A 19,644-nucleotide genomic window follows, 5' to 3' on the forward strand; every position below is an offset into this window, starting at 1 on the left:
TTTATTTTTGTATTAAAGGAGGTCTTCTAATAATTCATAGTCCTCTAACTCTTTAAAAACACTTGAAATTTCGCTATTTAATTGTATTAAATATTCCTTACAAATATTGTGATACAAATCTTCTGTTTCATCTTCTAGTTTAAATTGAAATAACCCATTTTTTAGTTCTTTAAGAAGTTTATTAAAAACATCTTTAACGTTATTAGGGTTATCATCAGTTAGAATAATTTCAAACTCTTCTGTGTTAACTTGCAATATCAAATGAGTATTTTGTTCTTCACGTCTAATTGTTGCTCTGTTAGTTTCCATAAATTTTTCCTCTTTCGCCGAAGGCTTCTTTGCCTCCTTCTAATGTTTTCATACTAATTTCTTTCCAATCTAAGTCTGGTCTTGTCCCATAAATACATTTCAAAGTATTTGAAAATGGATTTCCTGTTAAAGTAAAATATTGATTAGCGTCATGAAGACGATAAATAGAATTATAGGGTAAGGTTCTCACTGCAATGTTGGCATCGTGAGTTGCAATAATAACTTTTTTACCTAATAATGCTTTTTCTTTTAGCAAAGGAACAATTACATCATTAATATAATCATTACCTAAGCTTTTTTCCGGCTCATCGATAAGATAAATATCTTTGTCATCTTGTAATTCTTTGTGTAATAAAATCATTGAAGACTCTCCATTTGAGGGTTGGTACAATTTACCATTTAGTGAAAAATGTCGGTAGAAAAGCAATAAATCGCTCAAATTTTGAATGGTTTCCACACTTTCAACCTCATTCATTTCGGCTATTTTTTCAAATAGCATATTAGAATAAATGTGTTTTGAAATTGAAATAATTGCTTTTACGAATTCTTTCTGAGGAGTTTTTTTAACATTTTGAACAGTAGTATAGCTACTATCGGTAAATGCCCCATTTTGTATAGTTAGATTAGTTTGACAATATAACTCCCCTTTTACTCCAAGGCTTCCGATGTAAGCATCAATGGCGGAAATTTTATGGTTTATGTTAGTCAATATTTTATTAGTCGCAATTTCTATTTTGATTCTATTACTTGCGTATTCTGCAAATCCAGTTTTTGTTGGTTTCTGAGGTTGTCCAGTTTTTTTTGAAATTTCAGTTGTAAATACTTCAATTATGTTGTTTAGCAAATTTATACTTCGGGAATTGAAAAACGTATTTTCAGTTTCGGAATTGAGCTTTAATATTATTTTTTCAATAACAACAATTAATTCGTCTATGTATTCAATATCAATATATTCGTTAAGTTTTTCGTTCGATTCTATATAGATTTTAAATTCTCTAAACTTTGATAATATTGAGTAAACCTCATCCAATTTTCTAATAGGTTGAGATTCGTCAAGCTTAGTAATATTTTTTATTTTAAGTGTTTGCGAAATTTTATTTGTCTCTTGATTTGAAAAATGAAGAAAATATTTAGAAAGACTTGTAACTTCTTCTTCTGTAACTTCTTTGATGAATTCAATTTCAGATGTGCATTCATCAATTTGTAATTGGGAAATATCGATGCTGAAATTGCTCCCTTTGACATCAAAGACATCATTCAGATGCAAATCATTAGATTTATATACATTCGTTTTATGACCTTTAGCATTAAAATATTTAGATAATGCTTCAAGTATTTCTGTTTTCCCAGTTCCTTTAGAACCAAACAAAATATTAATATCATTGTATATGTCCAATCGTATTAGTTCAGCCGCTGAAAATGGTGCAATTTCAATGTTTTCTTTAACTTTTTTGTTTAAAAGAGTATTAATTGTTGCTTCATCCTTTTCAAGTAAAAGACAAAATTGTTCAAAACTTTCTACAGGCAATCTCAATTCTGGTAATTCTTTTGAAATATTTATGTAATCGTCCCAATTATGTACATCCGAGCCATAAATCGAATTATGACCATGACTTATATAAATCCCAGCGGAGATTGAATTAGTAGCTTCCTTTAATATTCTTTTCGGATTTGGGATTAATTGGGTCAAAATTTCAATTTCTTTATCTCCAAGATTAGGTTTCTTAACAAAATAATGAGCAATATATATACAATCTAAATCTTCAAAAGCCTCAACAGTTTCCTTGAGAGAAATAGTAAAAGTATCTGGACTGTTACCTAATAAAATTTTATTAGCTCTGTCGTTAAACTGTGTAGAATTTTGTGGATTTGCAATTACTAGTAGATGTGCTCTCTTACCATTTTCTAAAATGTCTAATTCGATTCCTGGCCAAATTTGACAACTATCTGCAACTTCATCCCTAAGTTCTTCAAATTGTTTTAAATCAAAATGATTATGGTTAGTAATTGCTAGTATTCTGACATCTGTGTTTTTTATAATTTCACCAAATCTATCAACTGCAATATTTCTAGTTTCAGCATCTCCAGATTTAACCTTTCGGGTATGAACGTGTATATCTATTTTCATAATTGTAAGGTTAATGAATACTAAGCAGTAATAAATTAAAATAACTTGTTGATTTCGACAAACATTTTTTCAAATTTATCAAGTGTTGTTGGTTTAAAATAATTTTTATCAACCCCTAATTGATTTAATTTATTGGCAGGTCGATAATGATTAAATCTAGGCTTATTAATTACCTTATTGATTTGTTTAAGAATTGTATCTAGGCTATTGTCTAAATCTGCTAACTTAATTTCTGAATATTCTTTGTCAAATGCTAAATTGAATAATTTTAAATATTCTTCTTTATCAAAAAGGTCTTCTATATCAGCAACTGATTTGCCGTTGTCTGTAAATTCATTAAAAAATCTAATATTTTTATCCTTAATAATTTTGTGCATTACCAAATCTTCAACTTTTTGTTTTCCTTTTTGATCTGTAAATGTATCGAGCAAACAAGCAACATTAAGTTTTGACCCTCTTAATAAAGATATGAAAGTAGTCACTTTATCTAAACCACCAACTGGAACTATCGTGATGTTTTCATTTAAAAAAGTTCTCTTTTCAGTTTCCAAAACAGAAGAAAGAACAGTTAAATAAATTAAATCCGCTGGACCTTCTACGAGTAAATTATTTTTTGAAACAAACAAATTTTGAGCAATGTCATAACCTAGTGCTGCTTGAAGCGGGAATAAAGTATTCGGGTCTTTTTCTTGTATTGAATCAGAAATGATAGTTCCATCTTCTGTTTCAAAACACGTTCTAACTCTATCTAAATGTTCCGTTTCTACCATAAATGGTGAATGTGTTGTGTAAATAATTTGATATTTTTTTGATAGGTCATCAAAGAAGCGAAGTAAATCAGCTTGAGCTGAAGCGTGCAAATTTAGTCCAGGTTCATCAAGGAGTAAAATATAGTCAGAATTTTTATCTGCTTGAATTTTGCTAAACCAAATTATAAACGAAAAAAACCAATTAAATCCTTTGCTTCGTCTGTCCAATGGCAATGTAATTTTATGACGTTGGCTTTTAACCCTGATGTCAAGAATTTTTTCTGGTTGACCTTGTTTATTGGTAGTGTTTTGGATTTTAAATTCAATATCAAGGTTTTTATTTGTTGACCAATATTTAAAAATTTCAGAAGTAATTTTGTTAGATGACGCTTCCAAAAGAGCAATATACTTTTCATATTCTTCTTCGGTTGCATTTAATATATCTTCGGGTTTGATTCTTGCTAATTCAAATAAAGCTTTTGATGTTTTATCTTTCTCACTTGTTGGAGGCTCATTAATTAATGTATTGATGTTTATTTTACCACGAAGCGGGTAGTAGTCATCGAAGTACCAAAACTTTGGCATCTTTGTTTTTATCCATTGTTGTCCTATATATCCCGCGAGTGCATTTTCCCAAGTTGGGTATGCTCCATCAATGATTTTTTTAATGGCTACTTTGAAAACTGGTAAATCTGCATCAGCTTCTACGCCTACAATTTTTGAAGCTTCATCTAAGGAAGTCGTTTTTTTTATTAATTCTTTTGTTTCAGGAGATAACTCATATTTTTCAACTTCAACTTCTAGGAACTTTTTAAGGTTAGCTGAAATTCCAGTAAATGTATTTGCTTTGGCTTTATAATGAATTGTATAACTAAATTCCTTAACAGTAAAAACGCCTTTACCAAATTCATCTTCAATTTCTTTTAAAAGTTCAGGCGAAATTTCATATTTACAACTAATTATATCAGAATCTTCATCACCATGCTGAAAGTCAATTAATTCATTTCTAGGATAATCTTGAGTAATATCAAATTCAAAATCGGAATCCACAGTAAAATAATTGGTCTTTGCAAGTGCTGTTAAAAAAGAAGTTTTTCCAGCCTCATTCATTCCGACAATTGTAGTTATAGCTGAATCAATATCCACAACTTGCTTTTTTTGAATACTTTTATATTTATCAATAGTTACTTGAGTTAACTTAATCATTGTCATAGTTTAGTTTGTTTTTATAGTTGTGCTTCGTAATTTACTGCCTCGATATTTTTATAACGTGGAAATAAATTATAGATTTTATCAGAAAAAATAAAAAATTAACTCAAAATTACTACAAATAATGTGATTATTATAGCAATAACTTCAAAATGTTCTGAAATAATTAAAATGCAAAAAGCCGTGCTACAATTCTGTAACACGGCTTTCATTAAACAACAATTAAAAACTATTTTTTAGCTTTTGCCTTAACTACTCTACCACCCTTGATATAGCGATACCCTTTCTTTAATGTTCCGTCTTTTTTAACGCCTTCTCGAACAATTACTCTGCTACACAATTTTTTTGCTGAGATTCTCTTTTTACTTTTCGGCTTTGCTTTTTTACTTACCATGATTTTGAATTTTAATTATTTAACTTTAAACGACAATTTTCTTTTACTTTTTGATTCTGTTGATTGATTTACTACTTTTTTGTAATACATCGAGTATTTTAAAGTGAGGTCATTGCCTCTGTTTTTTTCCAATGTTGCAAACCTTTGTTTAGGGTCTTGATGCGAGGAACAATGAATAACCGAAGTAGGGTTGTGAGCCATCTTATTACCGCCATACATCGCCCCATTTTCTTTTACTTGAGATATAAAACACCAAATTACTTTTGGGTAAGTGGTTCTTAAAAAATTCAACTGGTCGGCTGTAATTTTTAAATCCGTAACAGAATCCGCAATAATGACTTTAACCACTTTACAGAAATCCTGTAATTCCTGAAAGGGTTTTTCTAAATAACCTTTTATAGCTATGTACAGTCTTCCTTTCTCGGTTGTATTTCGGTTAATGCTGTCTAAGGTGTCTTTACTTTCAATTCCGCCTTGCTCATAATCAATGTAGGCAACTGGCGTTTGCTCTTCTCCAAAAGCATTAGCGATTTGCATTGCCAACTGTGATTTTGAACTGTGCTTGTTTCCTTTAATAAGAATTAGTGCCTTGTGAGGTTGTTGTTTCTGTAAAAACTTCCCAATCTCTCCACCCAATACAAAAACATCTTTAGCTTCTTTTGGTGCTGAACTTGCGGAAACAAAGCCTAATTTCTCTAATTGATTTAAACTTTTATTCTGATCCAAATTTGGGTGTCTTGTACTTACCCTCGTTGGTGTGTTTTTTGTTACTGGTTTAACTTGTTTTTTCTTTACTTCAGTTGCTTTTTTTGTTTTGGCTCTTGCTCCCAATCCTGCGAACAAATCCAACTGCTCACCCTGTTTGGTTTTGCTTTTAGCTTTGATTTTAGCAGGTTTCTTTACTGGCATTTTTACAACAACTTTTTTTACTGGTGCTGTGTTTTTTTCCTCTTCTTCATCTTTTTCGCTATCGGAGTTTCTATTCAAAATATAATTGACTGCCTTTTGAGATTGTGCTGAAGCTTTGAGGAAAAAACGGTTATCGTTCTCTAGTTCACTCACTAAAACTCTGTTCCAGTTTTTAAGATATTTTGCCGAGTTTTCTTTCGTCTGAAACAATATTCCTGCTTCCGAGCATAAAAAAACTGCTCCCAATTCCGCAATAAGTTCCTCATAAGCATAATTTTTACTGCCAAATTTTCCGGAGAAATCTCTACCTAATCGTTTTACTGCTCCTGTCGAATGGGTCAGCTCATGAAAGTAGGTGCAGTAATAAGATGCCTCTTTGTTAAAGGCAGTTATTTTAGGCATATTTAGTGTGTCGGTGGCAGGTTGATAATAAGCCTTGTCTCCAACAAAAGTATAGGCAGGCGGGTTTTTATATCCGTCAATAAGTACCTGCGCCTGTTCTATCGGATTAACCTTTTTACTATCTGTTTTATCGCTTGGAAATTTTAATCCTGTACAATCATCGGCTCTGAAAACATTGTAATATTTAATTACTGGAATTTTCACTAGATGCGCCTTTAAATCTTCTTTTGTTAGTCCGTGAGATTTTACAAACTCGGTAAACTTTGCCTTGTCAGTAGTTTTAAATTTTAGTGTTCCGTTATCATAATTAAAAATCATAGTATAGTAAATCACACGTCTTGCTTTACTATCTTTTTTTAATGATGCTTTGGTTTCTCTGATTTGATTGAAGGTTAAATAGTAGGGTTGTATAAATTTTATCGGCACTAAATACCCTTTACCGTCTTCATCAAATCTTACATCGAAATTCAACAGGAAATTTGCTCCAGTATATTCTTTCTTGCTTACATAATTCCTGGCTGTTCCATCAGCTCCTGAACCGACCCATTCCTTTTGCCAAGGCAAATGCCCAACTTTCTCAATGGTATTGATAATCAAATCTGTTATATAGCTGTAAATATCATCGGGAGAAACACCATTTAAACCGCCCTCTGTATCGGGTTCGGATTGATATTCCAAAGTCGGTAAAATGATACTTTGTTCTGCGCCACTTAACCCTAATTCAGTAATAAAGTCATTTATTTCAATAGTGAAAACAGAATCATTATTTTGCTTTAAAACGTTTGTGATGCGTTTTGAAATAAGCGCATGATTTTGCTTTTTAGCTCTTGCCAAAAGTTTTTTTAGTGCGCTTCGGGAAACTTGTTTTCCGTTGAGATTATTAAATGATGTTATTAAATCCATACTATTGAATGATTGAATATTCTTTGCCTAAAACCCCTAAAATGGTTTCAATTTGAATGTCTTTTATTCCTGTGATTTTTATTAAACTTTCCATATTAGAAAGGTTCTCCAGTATTGGAATCTCAACAACCAAATCCTTTAATATAAACTTGCCTTTGGCGGGAACTGAAACAAAGGATTTGTTTACCATAATCGTTGCAATCCTTTTGGCTGTCTTGTCTTTAAGGACAATTCTTTTGACTACTGCAATAACACCATCGGGGCTGAAATTTTCATTGGTGGGATTAAAAAGTGTTACATCTATAGTGAAGCGCATCCGCTTAAAATTGATGTCGAAATTTCTAAATCCAGTCGGTAATGCTTTTAGTTTACCCATAGTTTCTCTCCACTTATTTACCTTGTTTTTGTACCATAATAAACCAACGCCCACAAGTGCGCCAGTAATGACAATATGCTTTGCTTTTATTAACATAGACTTGTTTTATTTTTGATGAAAACAACCGTTTTATAACCTAAAAACAGCAGCGTTAAAATTCCCAATCCAATTAAAAATTTCTCCAATTTTGATAATGGCTTTTCAGTCACGACAGGAATCTTTTTTATCTGAATGATTGTTTTATCATTACTGGTTTTGGTGGTTGAATTCTCGTTTTTAGTTTGTGCCATTTTCGAGTAAAACTCTAGTTGTTTGGCTAGTTTATCATAAATCAGTTTATAGCTGTTATCTCCCGAATCCTTTGAAGTATTTAGTTTTGATAGGATTTCATCAACCTTAGCATTAACAAGGCTGTCAAGTTCTCGGTTTCCTGTATTGCTTTGAACAACTGGAGTAATAAGTTTATCATCAATCGCCTGATTAATAATTACAGTTTTTAGGCTGTCTCTTTTCTGAATTTCACTTTTGAGAGTCGTGTTTTCGGCTTTATATTTTTTAGCTGAAGAACAACTGATGAAAACCAAAGAAAGTAATGTCAGTATTAAAAATTTAGTGATTGTCGTTTTCATTTTTGATATTTATAAAAGTTATTTTTATTTTGTAGAATACTATTTCGCCTGCTTCAATTATCTGAAACAAATCAATATCATAGTAAATACTAACTGCTCCGACGATTTTATTAAAGAGATTTCTTTTCACTTATTAATTGTTTTAGCTTGTCGAAAATTGCCCCCAATAAATCTTCCATTCTTTTGTGAAAAATGGTAGAAAAAGAACCGCACCAAGCGCAAACCACATAAGTAAAGAGTGTGCTTGTCTGCATGAACTGGTCAAAGAAACCATACACCAACAAAGCCACGAAAAATGAAACGATGGCTTCGGCTAAAAACCATTTCCAAGAGGCTTTTGCTCCCTGTCTAACTTGTTTTAGTATCTTAACAAATGCTCCCATACTAACTAAGGCTAGAAATAAAAGAAAATCTAATATTTGTTTGGAATGGTTGGCGAACCATTCCCAAATTTGCTGTTTTGTCATTGTTTGTATAGTTTAGTAATCAAGATGCAAGAACCCAGACCAAAAATTGTAATAGGGATTAAGTAGGAATTTTGTCTTGACTTTTTTTTTTAATATCCCTAGTGTATCAATGGTGATGTAATGGTTGAGTTGTTTTACTCTTTCATCCAAGTTGGTTAAGCCCCCGTTTATCTTTTTTGTTATGGAATTGATATTGTTGGTATCGGCAATCGGATTTAGTTTAAATCGCACCGACCAAAACCAACCCGCTATATCAATGGCTATATCAGGTCTTGAAGCCAAATCAGGATTGGCAATAACATCATGCCCCGAATAGTCTTTATAGGCTTGGTAATTGGCTCTTCCTGTTAATTGAATTAATCCACGACCTCGAAAACGCCAACCATCGCCAACCAGCGTATTGCCTAAATTTATCTTTCCCCAATTGCCACCATACACAATATTGGCAATGGCTTGTTGGTTGGCTTTTTGCTTCGCCGTTCTTCCGTAAAGGTTTGCCTGTGCAACCGAAATCTGATTAGTTCCGAAAGTTTTAATTAGTCCCTGCGGGGTGTAATTCAAACTTTCATTGAACTTTATAAATCCGCCACTTTCCTCGTGAAGTTGCGCCAAAAAATGGGCAATCCGTCTTGGGGTATTGATGGCATATTTATTAAAGATGCTCAAAAATGTGATGCTGTTTGTGAGTAAAAAATCCATTACAATACTACTTTTTTAGGTTCTGTTTTTGGCTTGTCCTCTTCCTTTATAACTTCGGGAGCTTTTGCATCATCTAAAGTGGCAACAACCAAAATCCCTGCTACTGCTAGTGAAAGCCATAATGTTGCGTTTGTACTCATTACTTAAAGTCATTTAGTTTGATTTGTTTAACCTTTTTCTGTGTGTATAATGCGTTTTCAGTATTGCGCCCAAAATCTCCGTCAACCTTTATTTTCAGTAATGTTTGCAAGGCTCTTACTTCCAATCCCTTGCTTCCTTTTTTCAGCAATTTGTTTTTATCGATGCTTGATTGATTTGATGTGTTAACTGCTGAAACGGTAGGATATATTTTGCCAACTGGTTTTATTACATCGTGGTCGGCAATCCAATAAATATCATTGAGAAGCAAACCGTTTCGTTGCACCACATAGCGGTACGTTCCATCTGGTCGAAGTCCAACCCAAATAATAGTTCCGATTTTATCGCCTTTTTTAAAAGTGGCTTTTCTAATTCCCTCGCTGGTATAATTACCATCAGCCATTTTCCTTGCGTCATAGGTTTTTGTTCCATAAAATCCTGTTGCCATTACTTCCTGTCCGATACTGTATCTGAAACTATCGGCTACAACTGGAGCTTTGACTGGCGTTTGAGTTTTTACTGAAGTTTGTACCTTGATTGGATTGGTAGCCAATGTTGGTGTTTTTATGGTTACTACTGGCTCTATTGGTTCTTCAAAATATTCCTGCTTTTTATCACTCGCTTTTTGAACAAAATAATAGACACCACCACCAACCGCTAGGGCTATACCGCCACCAATCCATAATTTATCTTCTGTGGTCATTTTATAATTGTTTAGGATAATTTGATTTTAATAATTGGTAATCTTCTTTGCTTAATTCCTCACTGAGCCAAACCTTTAAAGGATGTTTTGTCGGAGTTTGCCAAAGAGCAAAGTAGGTGTTGCCTGTTAGGGTGTTATAGTATCTATTTCCAAAGGCTGTAATCACTTTTGAAAATTGCGCTTCAGTTACTCCAGTAAGAGCCGTGAAAATAGTTTTACGTTTTTCAGTATTAGTGAAATTGGCTTCTTTCATTGCATCATAGAGCATTGTTGCCACTTCTTTAGCGTTGAAACTCGAATCGGTGGAACTGGAATCCAAATACATACCTGCTTTTTTGTTTTTACTGGTTTGCGAAACCGCAAAAAGCATAATTCCCAATCCTGCAAGTCCTATCGTGATAGGGATTATTTTAGTTGTCTCCATCTTAAAAAAAGTGTGGTATTAAAAAGCGTAATTCCATCAGTTCGCTTGGATTAAACTGGTCTGAAAACCATTCTATCATTGTCATTTTTTTCGATAATGGATTGATGCCTTTTCGCTGTCCAAACTCATTATAAATTCTGATAAATCCATTGTGATTAACCCCTATAAGATTTTGCTTAACCGATTTAAACCCATTGCCTAAACCGTACATTGCGCTAAAAATAGCTTCGGCTTTGTTCTTTGCCATTCCGCTTGAGATATTGCTTGGTTTCTCTCTTCGGTCTTCACTTAGTTTGGAAAAGCCATTAAAAACTTTCTTGTAAACGAAATAGCCAACTCCTAGAAAAAAACCTGTTTTGAGAACTCCCTTTACTATTGAAGCCGTAGCATTTACTGTACTGTTTGCGTTATCAAGAGCATTGCCAATTGCCTTTTGTCCTTGTGGGGATGAAGCGACAGCCATTATTGCGGGATTATGTAAACCTTGCTTTTTCATTGTCATTTTCGTTATTGGCATTGGTTAAACTAAACAGAGAATCTATTTCACTCCTTTTGCAAGGTTCTTTTCAATGTTGAAGTATTGTTTTTTAAAATTTTCAGGACTATCACCTGCTATAAATAGGTCACATATTCCAATGTTGTTAATACGCTACATCAACCTCTGTTTAGTTTTAATCTCGGCTCTGTTATTACACACTCATTAAGCGATGGACACTTCTAATCCTACGCACCAACCCAATGCTATTTTAAGAGTTGTTTCGCCTGCCTGTAAATGGAGCTTACAGACAAGCTACTCCAACTACATTATGAACTCTTTTATGGTTTGCCAACTCTGTGCATCTGTAACCATTGCAATTGCTTTTTGGGAGTTTTTAAGTTCTACCAACTTCTCCAAAACCTCATTATCCAAATCCGCTAATTGTTCAATCAGTTTTGTCTTTTTCTGTAATTTGAAAGGGTTTGTTTCCTTTGTTTTTATGGTCATTGCGCTCATTATACCAGCATTTGATGTTTTTGTAATAGTTCAAATAATTCCTGTGAGAAAACATTGTTCTCACTTTTCTCATTGATTTTTTGATAGATGACCTGTAAAAGTGCAATCGTATCATCATCAAGGGTTTTTATGGTTTCCAAAAATGATTTCTTTGTCTCTGAATGAGCCTCATTTTCAATATCATCGGCAGAGGCAAGACCCAAACCAGTTGCTTCAACTGGCACGTTAAAACCCAGTCCTTTTAAAATAATCGGGGCTTGTTTTACCACTCCCAAAAGCATATTGTTTAAACTGTCGTTGCTCTCTTTGGTATATCGTTTTTGTAACTTCTCCTCATTGAGTGCCTCGTTTTTGGCTTTGAGTTCCTTGTTTTCCTTTTCCGATTCCTCCAGTTTTCTAGCGAGTTCCCCTCTGTCATAGGCTTGCATTTTCAAATCGAAAATTTCAGTCATTCCTAGTCCCATCAGTCCGCTTTTCATTTTCTTTTTTTTCTTCTTTTTGGAGGTTTGTTTTGGTGCTGCTTCAGTAGTATTTCCAAAACTCACATCGAAAGTATCTCCCTCCATTTTAAAAGCATTCGCTCCATTTTTTCGCTTTTCCTGTAGGGTTAGTTTTTTGTAACCATCGGCAAAAACTTTCTCAAAAAACTCTTCGGCTGTACCGTAATCATTCTTTATTTGTTCGTGGGTTACATTGCGAAAAATCGGCTTGGAAGTATCCCTGTCATAAACTGTAACAGCACAAAACTTGTCGCTGTTTAGTTTATCCATCAAATCATCTAATTGCTCCATTTTAAATTAGTTTCTTGTAGATAAGTAATATCTTGTTTTGCCCAGAAATACGAATGCCTTTTTTTATGGGAATGCCTCTTCTAAGGGTTTCATAAATTTTGATGTCTCCATCAATTTCAATATTTCTCTCCTTTTTTGTGGGAATGTCTCTTTTAATATTGGTGTTAGAGTAAGTTACAACTAGCTGAACTTTTGAATAAGTGCCATCAGGAACAATCAAAATTTGCTTTTGGGTTGGATGTATTACAACTCCGTTGATAGTTGCAATGCTTGTGCCTTTATTGACAACACAAAGGGAAGTAACATTCTCTAATACTGGGATTTGCTCTTCTCTAAATTCTTTTGTTATAAAAGCCGATTCTACAAACATTGCTACATTTTTTTAACGTTATTATTGTACAGAAACACCACATGAAATTTTAAGGGTATATTGGTTTGAAGTTCTTCATCTAAGGAAAAAATCAAAGTGTAATCCTTATTTCCTGTATCGAAATTCAGAGGCTTGAAACTCTTCTCATATTCGCCACCGTTTGACTGTCTCCAGTTGTCAATATGCACCGAAGGGATAATGGCAATACTGTTATCGTCTTTCATTTCAATGGATGCCATTGCGCTAATTGATTTCTCAACGCCATTGGTATAAAGTGCTGCACCAGTTGTAAAGCCTGTAGGCAGTTTAAAGTTTACCGATGTATCACTTTCTCCTGGTTTAATTATTGCCTTTACAACGTATTGAATTTGTCTCATATCATTGGGATTTTAAAAGCCATAGCCTTGAACTATGGCTTTTTGGGGTTTTGGAATACTATTTTTTTGCTTCTGTTACTCTAAACTCCAATCTCATAAAAAGTGGCTTTCCTACTGGAACTGTAACCCCTTTTGGAAATTCCAGTTCTATTTTAAATTCTTCTTTTGCTCTTAAAAGCGGAGTAGTGGCGATAGGTCTGTGGTCTGAATCCTTAAAGTTTTGAGTGTCGGTCATTGGCAGATCAATCAGCATATCGTTAGTTTGGATAAGCCTCATATCTGCATTTTGTAATTCAGCAGGAATCCTTTCTGTATTTTGCCAGTTGGCATTTTCTACCGATGTTCCAGATGAAGTAAACAATGTGCGGATTGAATCAATGACAACATCACGCCCAGAGTTCAAAAGGTTTCCGTCAAAATTGGTTACTCCAACTAATTTCTTGGTGTTGGAATCAACCAATTGGTTAATTCCGCTCATTCCGTCAACTTTTACATTGATATAAAATGTTTTATCTACTAATTTGGTTGCCTGTGGTCGCACCGCTTGTGCGTGTTGACGTTGTCTTGCTCCTAAAACTTTGATTGCTCTTTGCAATTGTGGATTTCTATTTTCCATTTTTTGTTTGAATTATATTTTTAATTTTTCTTTTTTGGACTACAAAATGTAATTTCCGTTTTCATCGATGTATGCTCCCAATCCGTCTTCATCTTCATAAGCACCCAAACCGTCTTCATCGTCGTAAGCACCTAGACCATCTTCGATATAGTTTCCTGCTTCATCATAGTAGCCGTTTAGTCCATCTTCCTCGTAACCACTTAAACCATCCTCTACATAATTGCCATTTACATCAATGTAACCGCCCAATCCGTCTTCGTGATAATTTCCATAGCCATCGATGTAGCCATTTAAACCGTTTACTGCTCCCGAAAGACCCGCTGCTTTTTGCATAAATCTTCCCATTGCGCTATCTGAACTCAGTTTTGAGGCAATCTTTTCAGATGAAAAAATGTTCTTTACTACTTCCAATCCGTGCGCAATGGAAACCCCAATTGCTGAACCTCTCATAAGGGAACTTTTGCTATCACTCCCTTTTACCTTTACTGCCAAGAACCCTGCTCCGACAGCCACCACACCATTGACAACACCTTTTACCGTGTTGGAAGATGTCTCTGTCATTGTGCCTGTAAGTCCTCGTGAGAGTGCGCCTACGGCAACGGCAGAACTAATTGTTATTAACTCCTGTTTCATTTTTATTTTTATTAATTACTTTTTGAACTCGTTGCTAGTAGAACCGCACCCACAACACCAACACCTATAACTATCGGAATAGTATAATTAGGCTTGTCTGTTGGTGCAGCACTTTCATTTTTTGCCATTTCTTTTTGAGTGGCAACCTCTTCTTTTAAATTCTCTATTGGAATGTCTTTAACCTTTGAAATAGCTTCCAATTGGGCTTCATTTGGCGAAGCTTCGTTTGCCTCTGAATCAGAGGTTAAAGTTTCAGCAGAAACTCCCTTAACCTGTGCAATGGTTTCCAATTGCTGTGGCGTTGGAGTGGCATTTTGCATCACTTCTCCCTGTGGCGCATCATCATAAACCTGCTGTGAACCACCACCCGAAATGGCGTTTTTAATAGTAGGTTTTATCAAATTATTCATAGCAAATTGACCTACTTTTGTCCCTGCAATTTTTTTGACTTTCATTGCAATTCTTCCAATCTTACCCGCTTTAGCCGCTATTTTTGCGAACTTCCCTGCTTTGGCAATTTTTGCAGCTATCCCAATGGGGGCAGTAGCAGGGAAAAAACTCATTGCAGTAGTGGCTATCGGAACAATCACTTTACCTGCTTTAATGGCATTTTTTATAGAGATATTTTTTAACCTGATGTTCTTTTTGAGCATCTTGCCAAGTTTGAATCCTTTATTCAAACCAGCGTTTAATCCTGCTTGTTCTTCTAATATCAACATAGACTTATCTTTTTAAAAATGTGTGTGGTGCAAATGCGCCTTTGATTAATCTGTTTCTTTGATGTTTTTTCATCAATAAATGGGGTGCTAATGCTCCTTTTATAAGCATTCCTCTTTTATTTTTTGGAATCAGTAAATGCGGGGCAACTGCCATTTTAATAGCATTCTTAAAATTGAATCTCTTAAAGAAACCTCGATTTAAACCCCCATTCAGCCCTGTTTGTTCTTCTAATATTATCATACTCTTATTGTTTAAAAAGGAAATCTTCCTCTTGTAGCCTTACTACTTTTTTTGGTTGTTGTACTCCTTTTGGTTTTCCTTGTTGCACCTTTTAATCCCTTTTTTGGTACTGGACAATTAAGCCCGATGTGTGGCAATTTTAAACTCATAAAAACATCTTCTTTACTTGTATAATTTGGTTCTTTGTTACTCTGTACTGTGCCGTCAATTACACAATAGCCATCGTCCAGTTTTCCGCTTGTTTGATTATTCGGCACTACAACGTAAACATGGGTGTACAGCTTTGGATTAAAATTGGGCTGTTTGATTTGCCTGATGTAATGCTTAATCCCTAAATTCAGTAACACGCAACTGGCAAAAATCGAGTAGCTTTTACAATCAATTCCCTCTCTTCGGTTGAACCAACTATTAGCAGGGCTTCTTATATTTTGCGTCACTCCATCAGCCTGATACTGGATGTCGTAGAATAAGAAGTATTGTATCTTATCGCACGTTTCTTTAATGGTTTCCCCTTTTAAAATCTGCGATAGTTTGGCTACCTGCTTATAAAAAGTCTTCGCCCAAACACTCATTATTGAAACCGAATAAAATGTATCTCCCTTTTGAAGATTTACTTTTTGATTCTTTGGCTTTTCAATTAAATGGTTAAACTCATCTCCGTTTTTTATCCTGCGTTTTAGAATTGCGTTTATCTCTTCTTTTGTCATTTCTAAATCCTGTAACTTTCTTTTACAAATCTTTGAAATAAAAAACCTCCGTCAGGTTGATTGACGGAGGTTAGCGGTGATTTCGATTGATTCAATCTAATTGCAATTGAATATTATAAGAATTGCAATTGTATAATAGCATAATTCGTTGCAATCAATCATCTTCAATATAAAAGCCTACAGGTAAACCATATATAGCTACGAACTCTTCTAAAATATCGGGAGGTACTGTGTGCATCCCAATTGTATATTCACATTTTTCTAGCTCTTTTATTTTAGCTTCGATTATAGTGTTTACAGCTTTTTTTATGGTGGCTTCACTCATCTTATTTTTTAAATACATACTTACCAGTTCTGATTTTGTGACAGCATTAGGCAATAACTTTTTTCCTTTTTTATTCATTTGAAGAAGATTAAATATTCTTTCTCAGATCATTGATATGGAATAGAATTTTGAAAACTCTATCTTCTAAATATTTCAATATTCTGTTTTGCCCATTAAGGATAAAATCCAAAAATTGCAATGGTGACGTTAGAATAATTGTAAAGCATAAAATAAGTGCAAATAAGTTGTAGCGAACTATTTTAAGGCGGTTTATAAATTTCATTTGGTTAGTTTTAAATATTGACAAGTTTTTCGTGTAATAAATCGGAAGTTGTTTGCATCACAAATCTTTGTGATTCAGTTCTCTGTTCTCGTTCCCATTGGCAACAAAAGAGCAGTATGACCGATTGTGTAGGTGTTAGAATAATGTTTGTTACTAATTTTTTACTTTCAATTTTTGTTCTGAAAATAAAAAACATACTTTGGAGCGTATCGATTACAATAATATCATTGCAATACTTTTGATAATCATTGCAATTGGAAATATTATCTACTTTTTCTCTAATAAATTTCAGCAGTTCGGATTGTATAATCTCAATATCTACTATCTTGATTTTTTTTAAGGTTATTTTCATAATGATATTTTTATTATCGTTTGTCTCCAGTATTTTTGTCAAAGGCAATTAAGTTGAGCATTCCTCTCAATCTTGAACGAACTCGATTACCATAAGCTACTTCTATTTCGGAAGCTGATAAATTACTTGTAATGTGGGTTTGTATTTTTTTGGACACAAATAGATCATATCTTGAAAGAATTATTTCTGCCATAACATTACACTCATTTCCAAAGTATTTTAAGTTTTTCTCAACACCCAAATCATCAAAACAATAATTCTTATATTCTGTTTGTGAATAGCTACCACGACTGTAACGATGGATAATTTCATAACCATCTTTGATGAATTCAAAACTTATATCTCGACAAGTTTTTATATAAAATTTGTTGTTTGGTTGCGTTACATATTTCATCAATGTTATCAATGTTGTTTTGCCACAGCCTACCTGACCAGACAACAAAATTCCTTTGGTTAAGTCGATACCGAACTGCTTTGTCATAATCTCATCATTTAAAAAATAAGCGATTAATTTTGTGATGTTAGGAATGTCTTTTTCAAAGAATTGAAATTTTTCTCCATAATCTTTTTTGCCTTTTTGTTCCAACCAAGCTAGAATCTCTGGGTAATTGTATTGTGACTTCATAGTTGATTATTTTACAATGGTTCTGCATAGTCCTTGTCTTCATTGGTTTGTAAATTATTGGCTCTTGATTGTTCTTTAATGGGGTTACTTTGTGGTAGATTAATAGCAAATTTGGAAGTATTGAGTATCCAATTTCGAGCAGAAGCTTTCCAGTCAATCATCTTGGTTTTACCTCCAATTAGCCAACCATTACTGGTGTAGTAATTGAAAAATCGTTCAGCTTCAAATTCTGTATTCCTTTTGAAATTGAAATACTCTTTTACCAATTCTAAATTTGGATTTTCTTTTCTTTTAGCGGAACTTTTTTTTTCTTTTTCCGAAGTGCTTAAAAAATCTTCATCATTTAAAATTTGAAAATTTGTATCTATAGATATGTTTTTATTGTTTTTATATGTTTGTTTATTATTATATATATGGGGTTCATTAACCTGTTCAGCAACCATAACAATAGCTTGTTCATTGATTGATTTTGTTGCGCTATTAGATGAACTGGTTATTGTTTTTTTAAACCAATTTCCATCTGATAGATTGTGGATGATAACCTCTGTGCCGGAATAAGGATTATACGACGGCAAATAGTCGATAAAACCAAGTTCTTGTAATTCTTTAATGCACTTGTGATAGGTAGCCTTAGAAGCAATTCTGCTAGCTTTCATCATTTCATCACGAGAAATTGCAATTGGATTTTTAAACCGATTTACATTCCAACTTTGAAATAATGCCAAATACAAACTAATGTGGGTGGGATAAATGGTTTCTTCTATGGCTATTCGAGTGAAAAAGCCTGTTAGATGCTTAATGTAATTCATATTTTAAGATTACATTATTTGAAAAGAGTAGGTGTGGTAACTACTTTGTTACCATTTAGCACTTTATCAATATCTGAATGATTGTAGTAAATAATTCCGCCAACTCTAGTGTGAGTAAGCGTTCCATTAATACGGAGGTTTTGTAGCGTACCCGGAGAAATGTTTAAAAGTCTACGGACTTCATTGGATTTGAGCCACTGTTTTGTTTGTAGGGGTTTTTGAATGAGTTCCTTCAAATCATTCAAAAGAAGACTTCTGAATTCGTTTAAGTCTTGAACGGTAATAACTTCGATTGCCATAACTTTAATTTTAGATTGTTATGGCGCAAATTTGTGAAGATTGAATTGTTTTGTTTCACAACGGGGTTCGTGTTGTGAACGATTTAATTAAATTATATCATCTGCATTATCCATACGTTTTATAAGCGTTTCATTTAATGAAGTAATAAATTTGGTTCGGTCTGTTTTACGAGTTCTGATTTCGAGGAAAGTACGACGATATTGACCTAAATCTATTTCAAAAATATGCTCAAAGTATTCAGCTATATCTTTTAAATCAACTGCGCCATTATTGAAAACTCCTTGCGAATGTAGCGCATACAAGAGTTCCGTTAATGAAACTTTCGGAGCTGTCCACGTTATTTTCACGTTCGGTTTGTGTTGTGATTTTTCATTATTGTCTTTATTTTCAATCATAATTAATTGATTTTCTAAATACAATTGGATTAAGTCATTTGCTAAAATCTTGGCTACTTTAAAGTCGTGTGATGTTGCAAAGGTTTTATCAGCTTCAAAATAATAGCTATCCAACGAAAGTTTAATATCAAACTTCCCTCTCAAAAAATACTTATAATCTAAATAGATATTGCCCGACCTATAATATTTGTAAAAATCTAATTCGTTATCAAAAAAAGCTTTCAACTTTATTAACTCGTTATTGTAATACTTTTTTAAAACTCTTGTTCCACCATTCGGCTTCTTCATTTCAATATTAAAAATAGTATTGTAATAAATAACTTTAGATGTGAATTGAGGTTTTATTTCTTTAAAGAATTGTATCTCTTCTTCATCAGATTTAAAATTTGTTTTTTGAATTAATACTCTTAATTTTTCTTTTGAGTTTATGCTGATTTCGATAGCTTTCTCGCATTTTTTTATTGGATTATCAATTTCTAAATCTATAAAATTTAATTGTTCATTAAGGTGGGAAAGGAGCAAATTTATTTTGAAATTCAATTTATTTATTTTAAGGAAATTTTAATGTTACGATACGCTTGAGGTAATCCATTGAAGAAATTTAACCTAATTTGGTACGAGGTAAAGACGAGCATTTTGAAATTATGTTTACAATAAACCCTTTTGCA

28 protein-coding genes are annotated in these 19,644 nt (G+C 33.3%); all 28 read right to left on the reverse strand.

Annotated features, from left to right (window positions below):
- Positions 1-12: 12 nt before the first annotated feature.
- The 28 genes from J3495_RS13860 to J3495_RS13995 all read right to left on the reverse strand — a co-directional run bounded on the left by J3495_RS13860 (position 13) and on the right by J3495_RS13995 (position 19,516).
- Positions 13-309, reverse strand: a complete 297-nt coding sequence (locus J3495_RS13860; protein ID WP_210667134.1) for a hypothetical protein — start codon at positions 307-309, stop codon at positions 13-15.
- Positions 299-2,437 carry a hypothetical protein gene (locus tag J3495_RS13865; protein WP_210667135.1) on the reverse strand — a complete coding sequence of 713 codons (2,139 nt, stop codon included), beginning with the start codon at positions 2,435-2,437 and terminating at the stop codon, positions 299-301. The genes J3495_RS13860 and J3495_RS13865 overlap by 11 nt, the downstream gene beginning before the upstream one ends.
- Before the next feature lie 35 nt (positions 2,438-2,472).
- Entirely contained in the window at positions 2,473-4,398 is a 1,926-nt protein-coding gene (locus tag J3495_RS13870; RefSeq protein WP_210667136.1) for an AAA family ATPase, read from the reverse strand.
- Positions 4,399-4,624: 226 nt separating this feature from the next.
- Positions 4,625-4,789, reverse strand: a complete 165-nt coding sequence (locus tag J3495_RS13875; RefSeq protein ID WP_210667182.1) for a hypothetical protein — start codon at positions 4,787-4,789, stop codon at positions 4,625-4,627.
- A gap of 15 nt (positions 4,790-4,804) precedes the next feature.
- Entirely contained in the window at positions 4,805-7,003 is a 2,199-nt protein-coding gene (locus J3495_RS13880) for a zincin-like metallopeptidase domain-containing protein (RefSeq protein WP_210667137.1), read from the reverse strand.
- Between the two features lies 1 nt (position 7,004).
- Positions 7,005-7,475 (reverse strand): hypothetical protein, encoded by a 471-nt coding sequence (locus J3495_RS13885; RefSeq protein ID WP_210667138.1) that lies wholly within the window; start codon positions 7,473-7,475, stop codon positions 7,005-7,007.
- Positions 7,469-8,008, reverse strand: coding sequence for a hypothetical protein (locus tag J3495_RS13890; protein ID WP_210667139.1), 540 nt, complete (start codon positions 8,006-8,008; stop codon positions 7,469-7,471). The genes J3495_RS13885 and J3495_RS13890 overlap by 7 nt, the downstream gene beginning before the upstream one ends.
- A gap of 110 nt (positions 8,009-8,118) precedes the next feature.
- Positions 8,119-8,475, reverse strand: coding sequence for a hypothetical protein (locus tag J3495_RS13895; protein WP_210667140.1), 357 nt, complete (start codon positions 8,473-8,475; stop codon positions 8,119-8,121).
- Positions 8,476-8,487: 12 nt separating this feature from the next.
- Positions 8,488-9,174: a glycoside hydrolase family 19 protein gene (locus J3495_RS13900; RefSeq protein WP_210667141.1), complete on the reverse strand. Its 687-nt coding sequence runs from the start codon at positions 9,172-9,174 to the stop codon at positions 8,488-8,490.
- Positions 9,174-9,314, reverse strand: coding sequence for a hypothetical protein (locus J3495_RS13905; RefSeq protein WP_210667142.1), 141 nt, complete (start codon positions 9,312-9,314; stop codon positions 9,174-9,176). The genes J3495_RS13900 and J3495_RS13905 overlap by 1 nt, the downstream gene beginning before the upstream one ends.
- The gene (locus J3495_RS13910) at positions 9,314-10,015 is read right to left on the reverse strand and encodes a peptidoglycan-binding domain-containing protein (RefSeq protein WP_210667143.1); all 702 of its coding nucleotides are present in this window, start codon (positions 10,013-10,015) and stop codon (positions 9,314-9,316) included. The genes J3495_RS13905 and J3495_RS13910 overlap by 1 nt, the downstream gene beginning before the upstream one ends.
- A gap of 1 nt (position 10,016) precedes the next feature.
- A complete protein-coding gene (locus J3495_RS13915) occupies positions 10,017-10,439 on the reverse strand; it encodes a hypothetical protein (RefSeq protein ID WP_210667144.1) in 423 nt (140 codons plus the stop codon).
- A 1-nt stretch (position 10,440) separates the two neighbouring features.
- On the reverse strand, positions 10,441-10,935 hold the full coding sequence (locus J3495_RS13920; RefSeq protein WP_210667145.1) for a hypothetical protein: 495 nt from the start codon (positions 10,933-10,935) through the stop codon (positions 10,441-10,443).
- A gap of 303 nt (positions 10,936-11,238) precedes the next feature.
- Complete coding sequence (locus J3495_RS13925; protein ID WP_210667146.1) at positions 11,239-11,433, reverse strand: hypothetical protein; 195 nt, start codon at positions 11,431-11,433, stop codon at positions 11,239-11,241.
- Positions 11,433-12,224: a hypothetical protein gene (locus J3495_RS13930; protein ID WP_210667147.1), complete on the reverse strand. Its 792-nt coding sequence runs from the start codon at positions 12,222-12,224 to the stop codon at positions 11,433-11,435. Before J3495_RS13930 ends, J3495_RS13925 begins: the two co-directional genes overlap by 1 nt.
- A 1-nt stretch (position 12,225) precedes the next feature.
- Positions 12,226-12,594 (reverse strand): hypothetical protein, encoded by a 369-nt coding sequence (locus J3495_RS13935; RefSeq protein ID WP_210667148.1) that lies wholly within the window; start codon positions 12,592-12,594, stop codon positions 12,226-12,228.
- A 2-nt stretch (positions 12,595-12,596) separates the two neighbouring features.
- The gene (locus J3495_RS13940) at positions 12,597-12,971 is read right to left on the reverse strand and encodes a hypothetical protein (RefSeq protein ID WP_210667149.1); all 375 of its coding nucleotides are present in this window, start codon (positions 12,969-12,971) and stop codon (positions 12,597-12,599) included.
- 58 nt (positions 12,972-13,029) lie between these two features.
- Entirely contained in the window at positions 13,030-13,587 is a 558-nt protein-coding gene (locus J3495_RS13945; RefSeq protein ID WP_210667150.1) for a hypothetical protein, read from the reverse strand.
- A 39-nt stretch (positions 13,588-13,626) separates the two neighbouring features.
- On the reverse strand, positions 13,627-14,220 hold the full coding sequence (locus J3495_RS13950; RefSeq protein ID WP_210667151.1) for a hypothetical protein: 594 nt from the start codon (positions 14,218-14,220) through the stop codon (positions 13,627-13,629).
- Between the two features lie 11 nt (positions 14,221-14,231).
- On the reverse strand, positions 14,232-14,939 hold the full coding sequence (locus tag J3495_RS13955) for a hypothetical protein (protein WP_210667152.1): 708 nt from the start codon (positions 14,937-14,939) through the stop codon (positions 14,232-14,234).
- A gap of 4 nt (positions 14,940-14,943) precedes the next feature.
- Positions 14,944-15,180, reverse strand: a complete 237-nt coding sequence (locus J3495_RS13960) for a hypothetical protein (protein ID WP_210667153.1) — start codon at positions 15,178-15,180, stop codon at positions 14,944-14,946.
- Between the two features lie 11 nt (positions 15,181-15,191).
- On the reverse strand, positions 15,192-15,887 hold the full coding sequence (locus tag J3495_RS13965) for a transglutaminase-like domain-containing protein (protein WP_210667154.1): 696 nt from the start codon (positions 15,885-15,887) through the stop codon (positions 15,192-15,194).
- Positions 15,888-16,041: 154 nt separating this feature from the next.
- A complete protein-coding gene (locus tag J3495_RS13970; RefSeq protein WP_210667155.1) occupies positions 16,042-16,290 on the reverse strand; it encodes a hypothetical protein in 249 nt (82 codons plus the stop codon).
- A gap of 215 nt (positions 16,291-16,505) precedes the next feature.
- Positions 16,506-16,847 (reverse strand): hypothetical protein, encoded by a 342-nt coding sequence (locus tag J3495_RS13975; RefSeq protein ID WP_210667156.1) that lies wholly within the window; start codon positions 16,845-16,847, stop codon positions 16,506-16,508.
- A gap of 13 nt (positions 16,848-16,860) precedes the next feature.
- Positions 16,861-17,472: an AAA family ATPase gene (locus J3495_RS13980; RefSeq protein WP_210667157.1), complete on the reverse strand. Its 612-nt coding sequence runs from the start codon at positions 17,470-17,472 to the stop codon at positions 16,861-16,863.
- Positions 17,473-17,483: 11 nt separating this feature from the next.
- Positions 17,484-18,281: a transcriptional regulator gene (locus tag J3495_RS13985; protein WP_210667158.1), complete on the reverse strand. Its 798-nt coding sequence runs from the start codon at positions 18,279-18,281 to the stop codon at positions 17,484-17,486.
- A 14-nt stretch (positions 18,282-18,295) separates the two neighbouring features.
- Positions 18,296-18,580: a helix-turn-helix domain-containing protein gene (locus J3495_RS13990; protein ID WP_210667159.1), complete on the reverse strand. Its 285-nt coding sequence runs from the start codon at positions 18,578-18,580 to the stop codon at positions 18,296-18,298.
- A gap of 87 nt (positions 18,581-18,667) precedes the next feature.
- A complete protein-coding gene (locus tag J3495_RS13995) occupies positions 18,668-19,516 on the reverse strand; it encodes an RteC domain-containing protein (RefSeq protein ID WP_210667160.1) in 849 nt (282 codons plus the stop codon).
- Positions 19,517-19,644: the final 128 nt, after the last annotated feature.

The organism is Flavobacterium geliluteum, from assembly GCF_017948595.1.
GTDB classification, from domain to species: Bacteria; Bacteroidota; Bacteroidia; order Flavobacteriales; family Flavobacteriaceae; genus Flavobacterium; species Flavobacterium flavipigmentatum.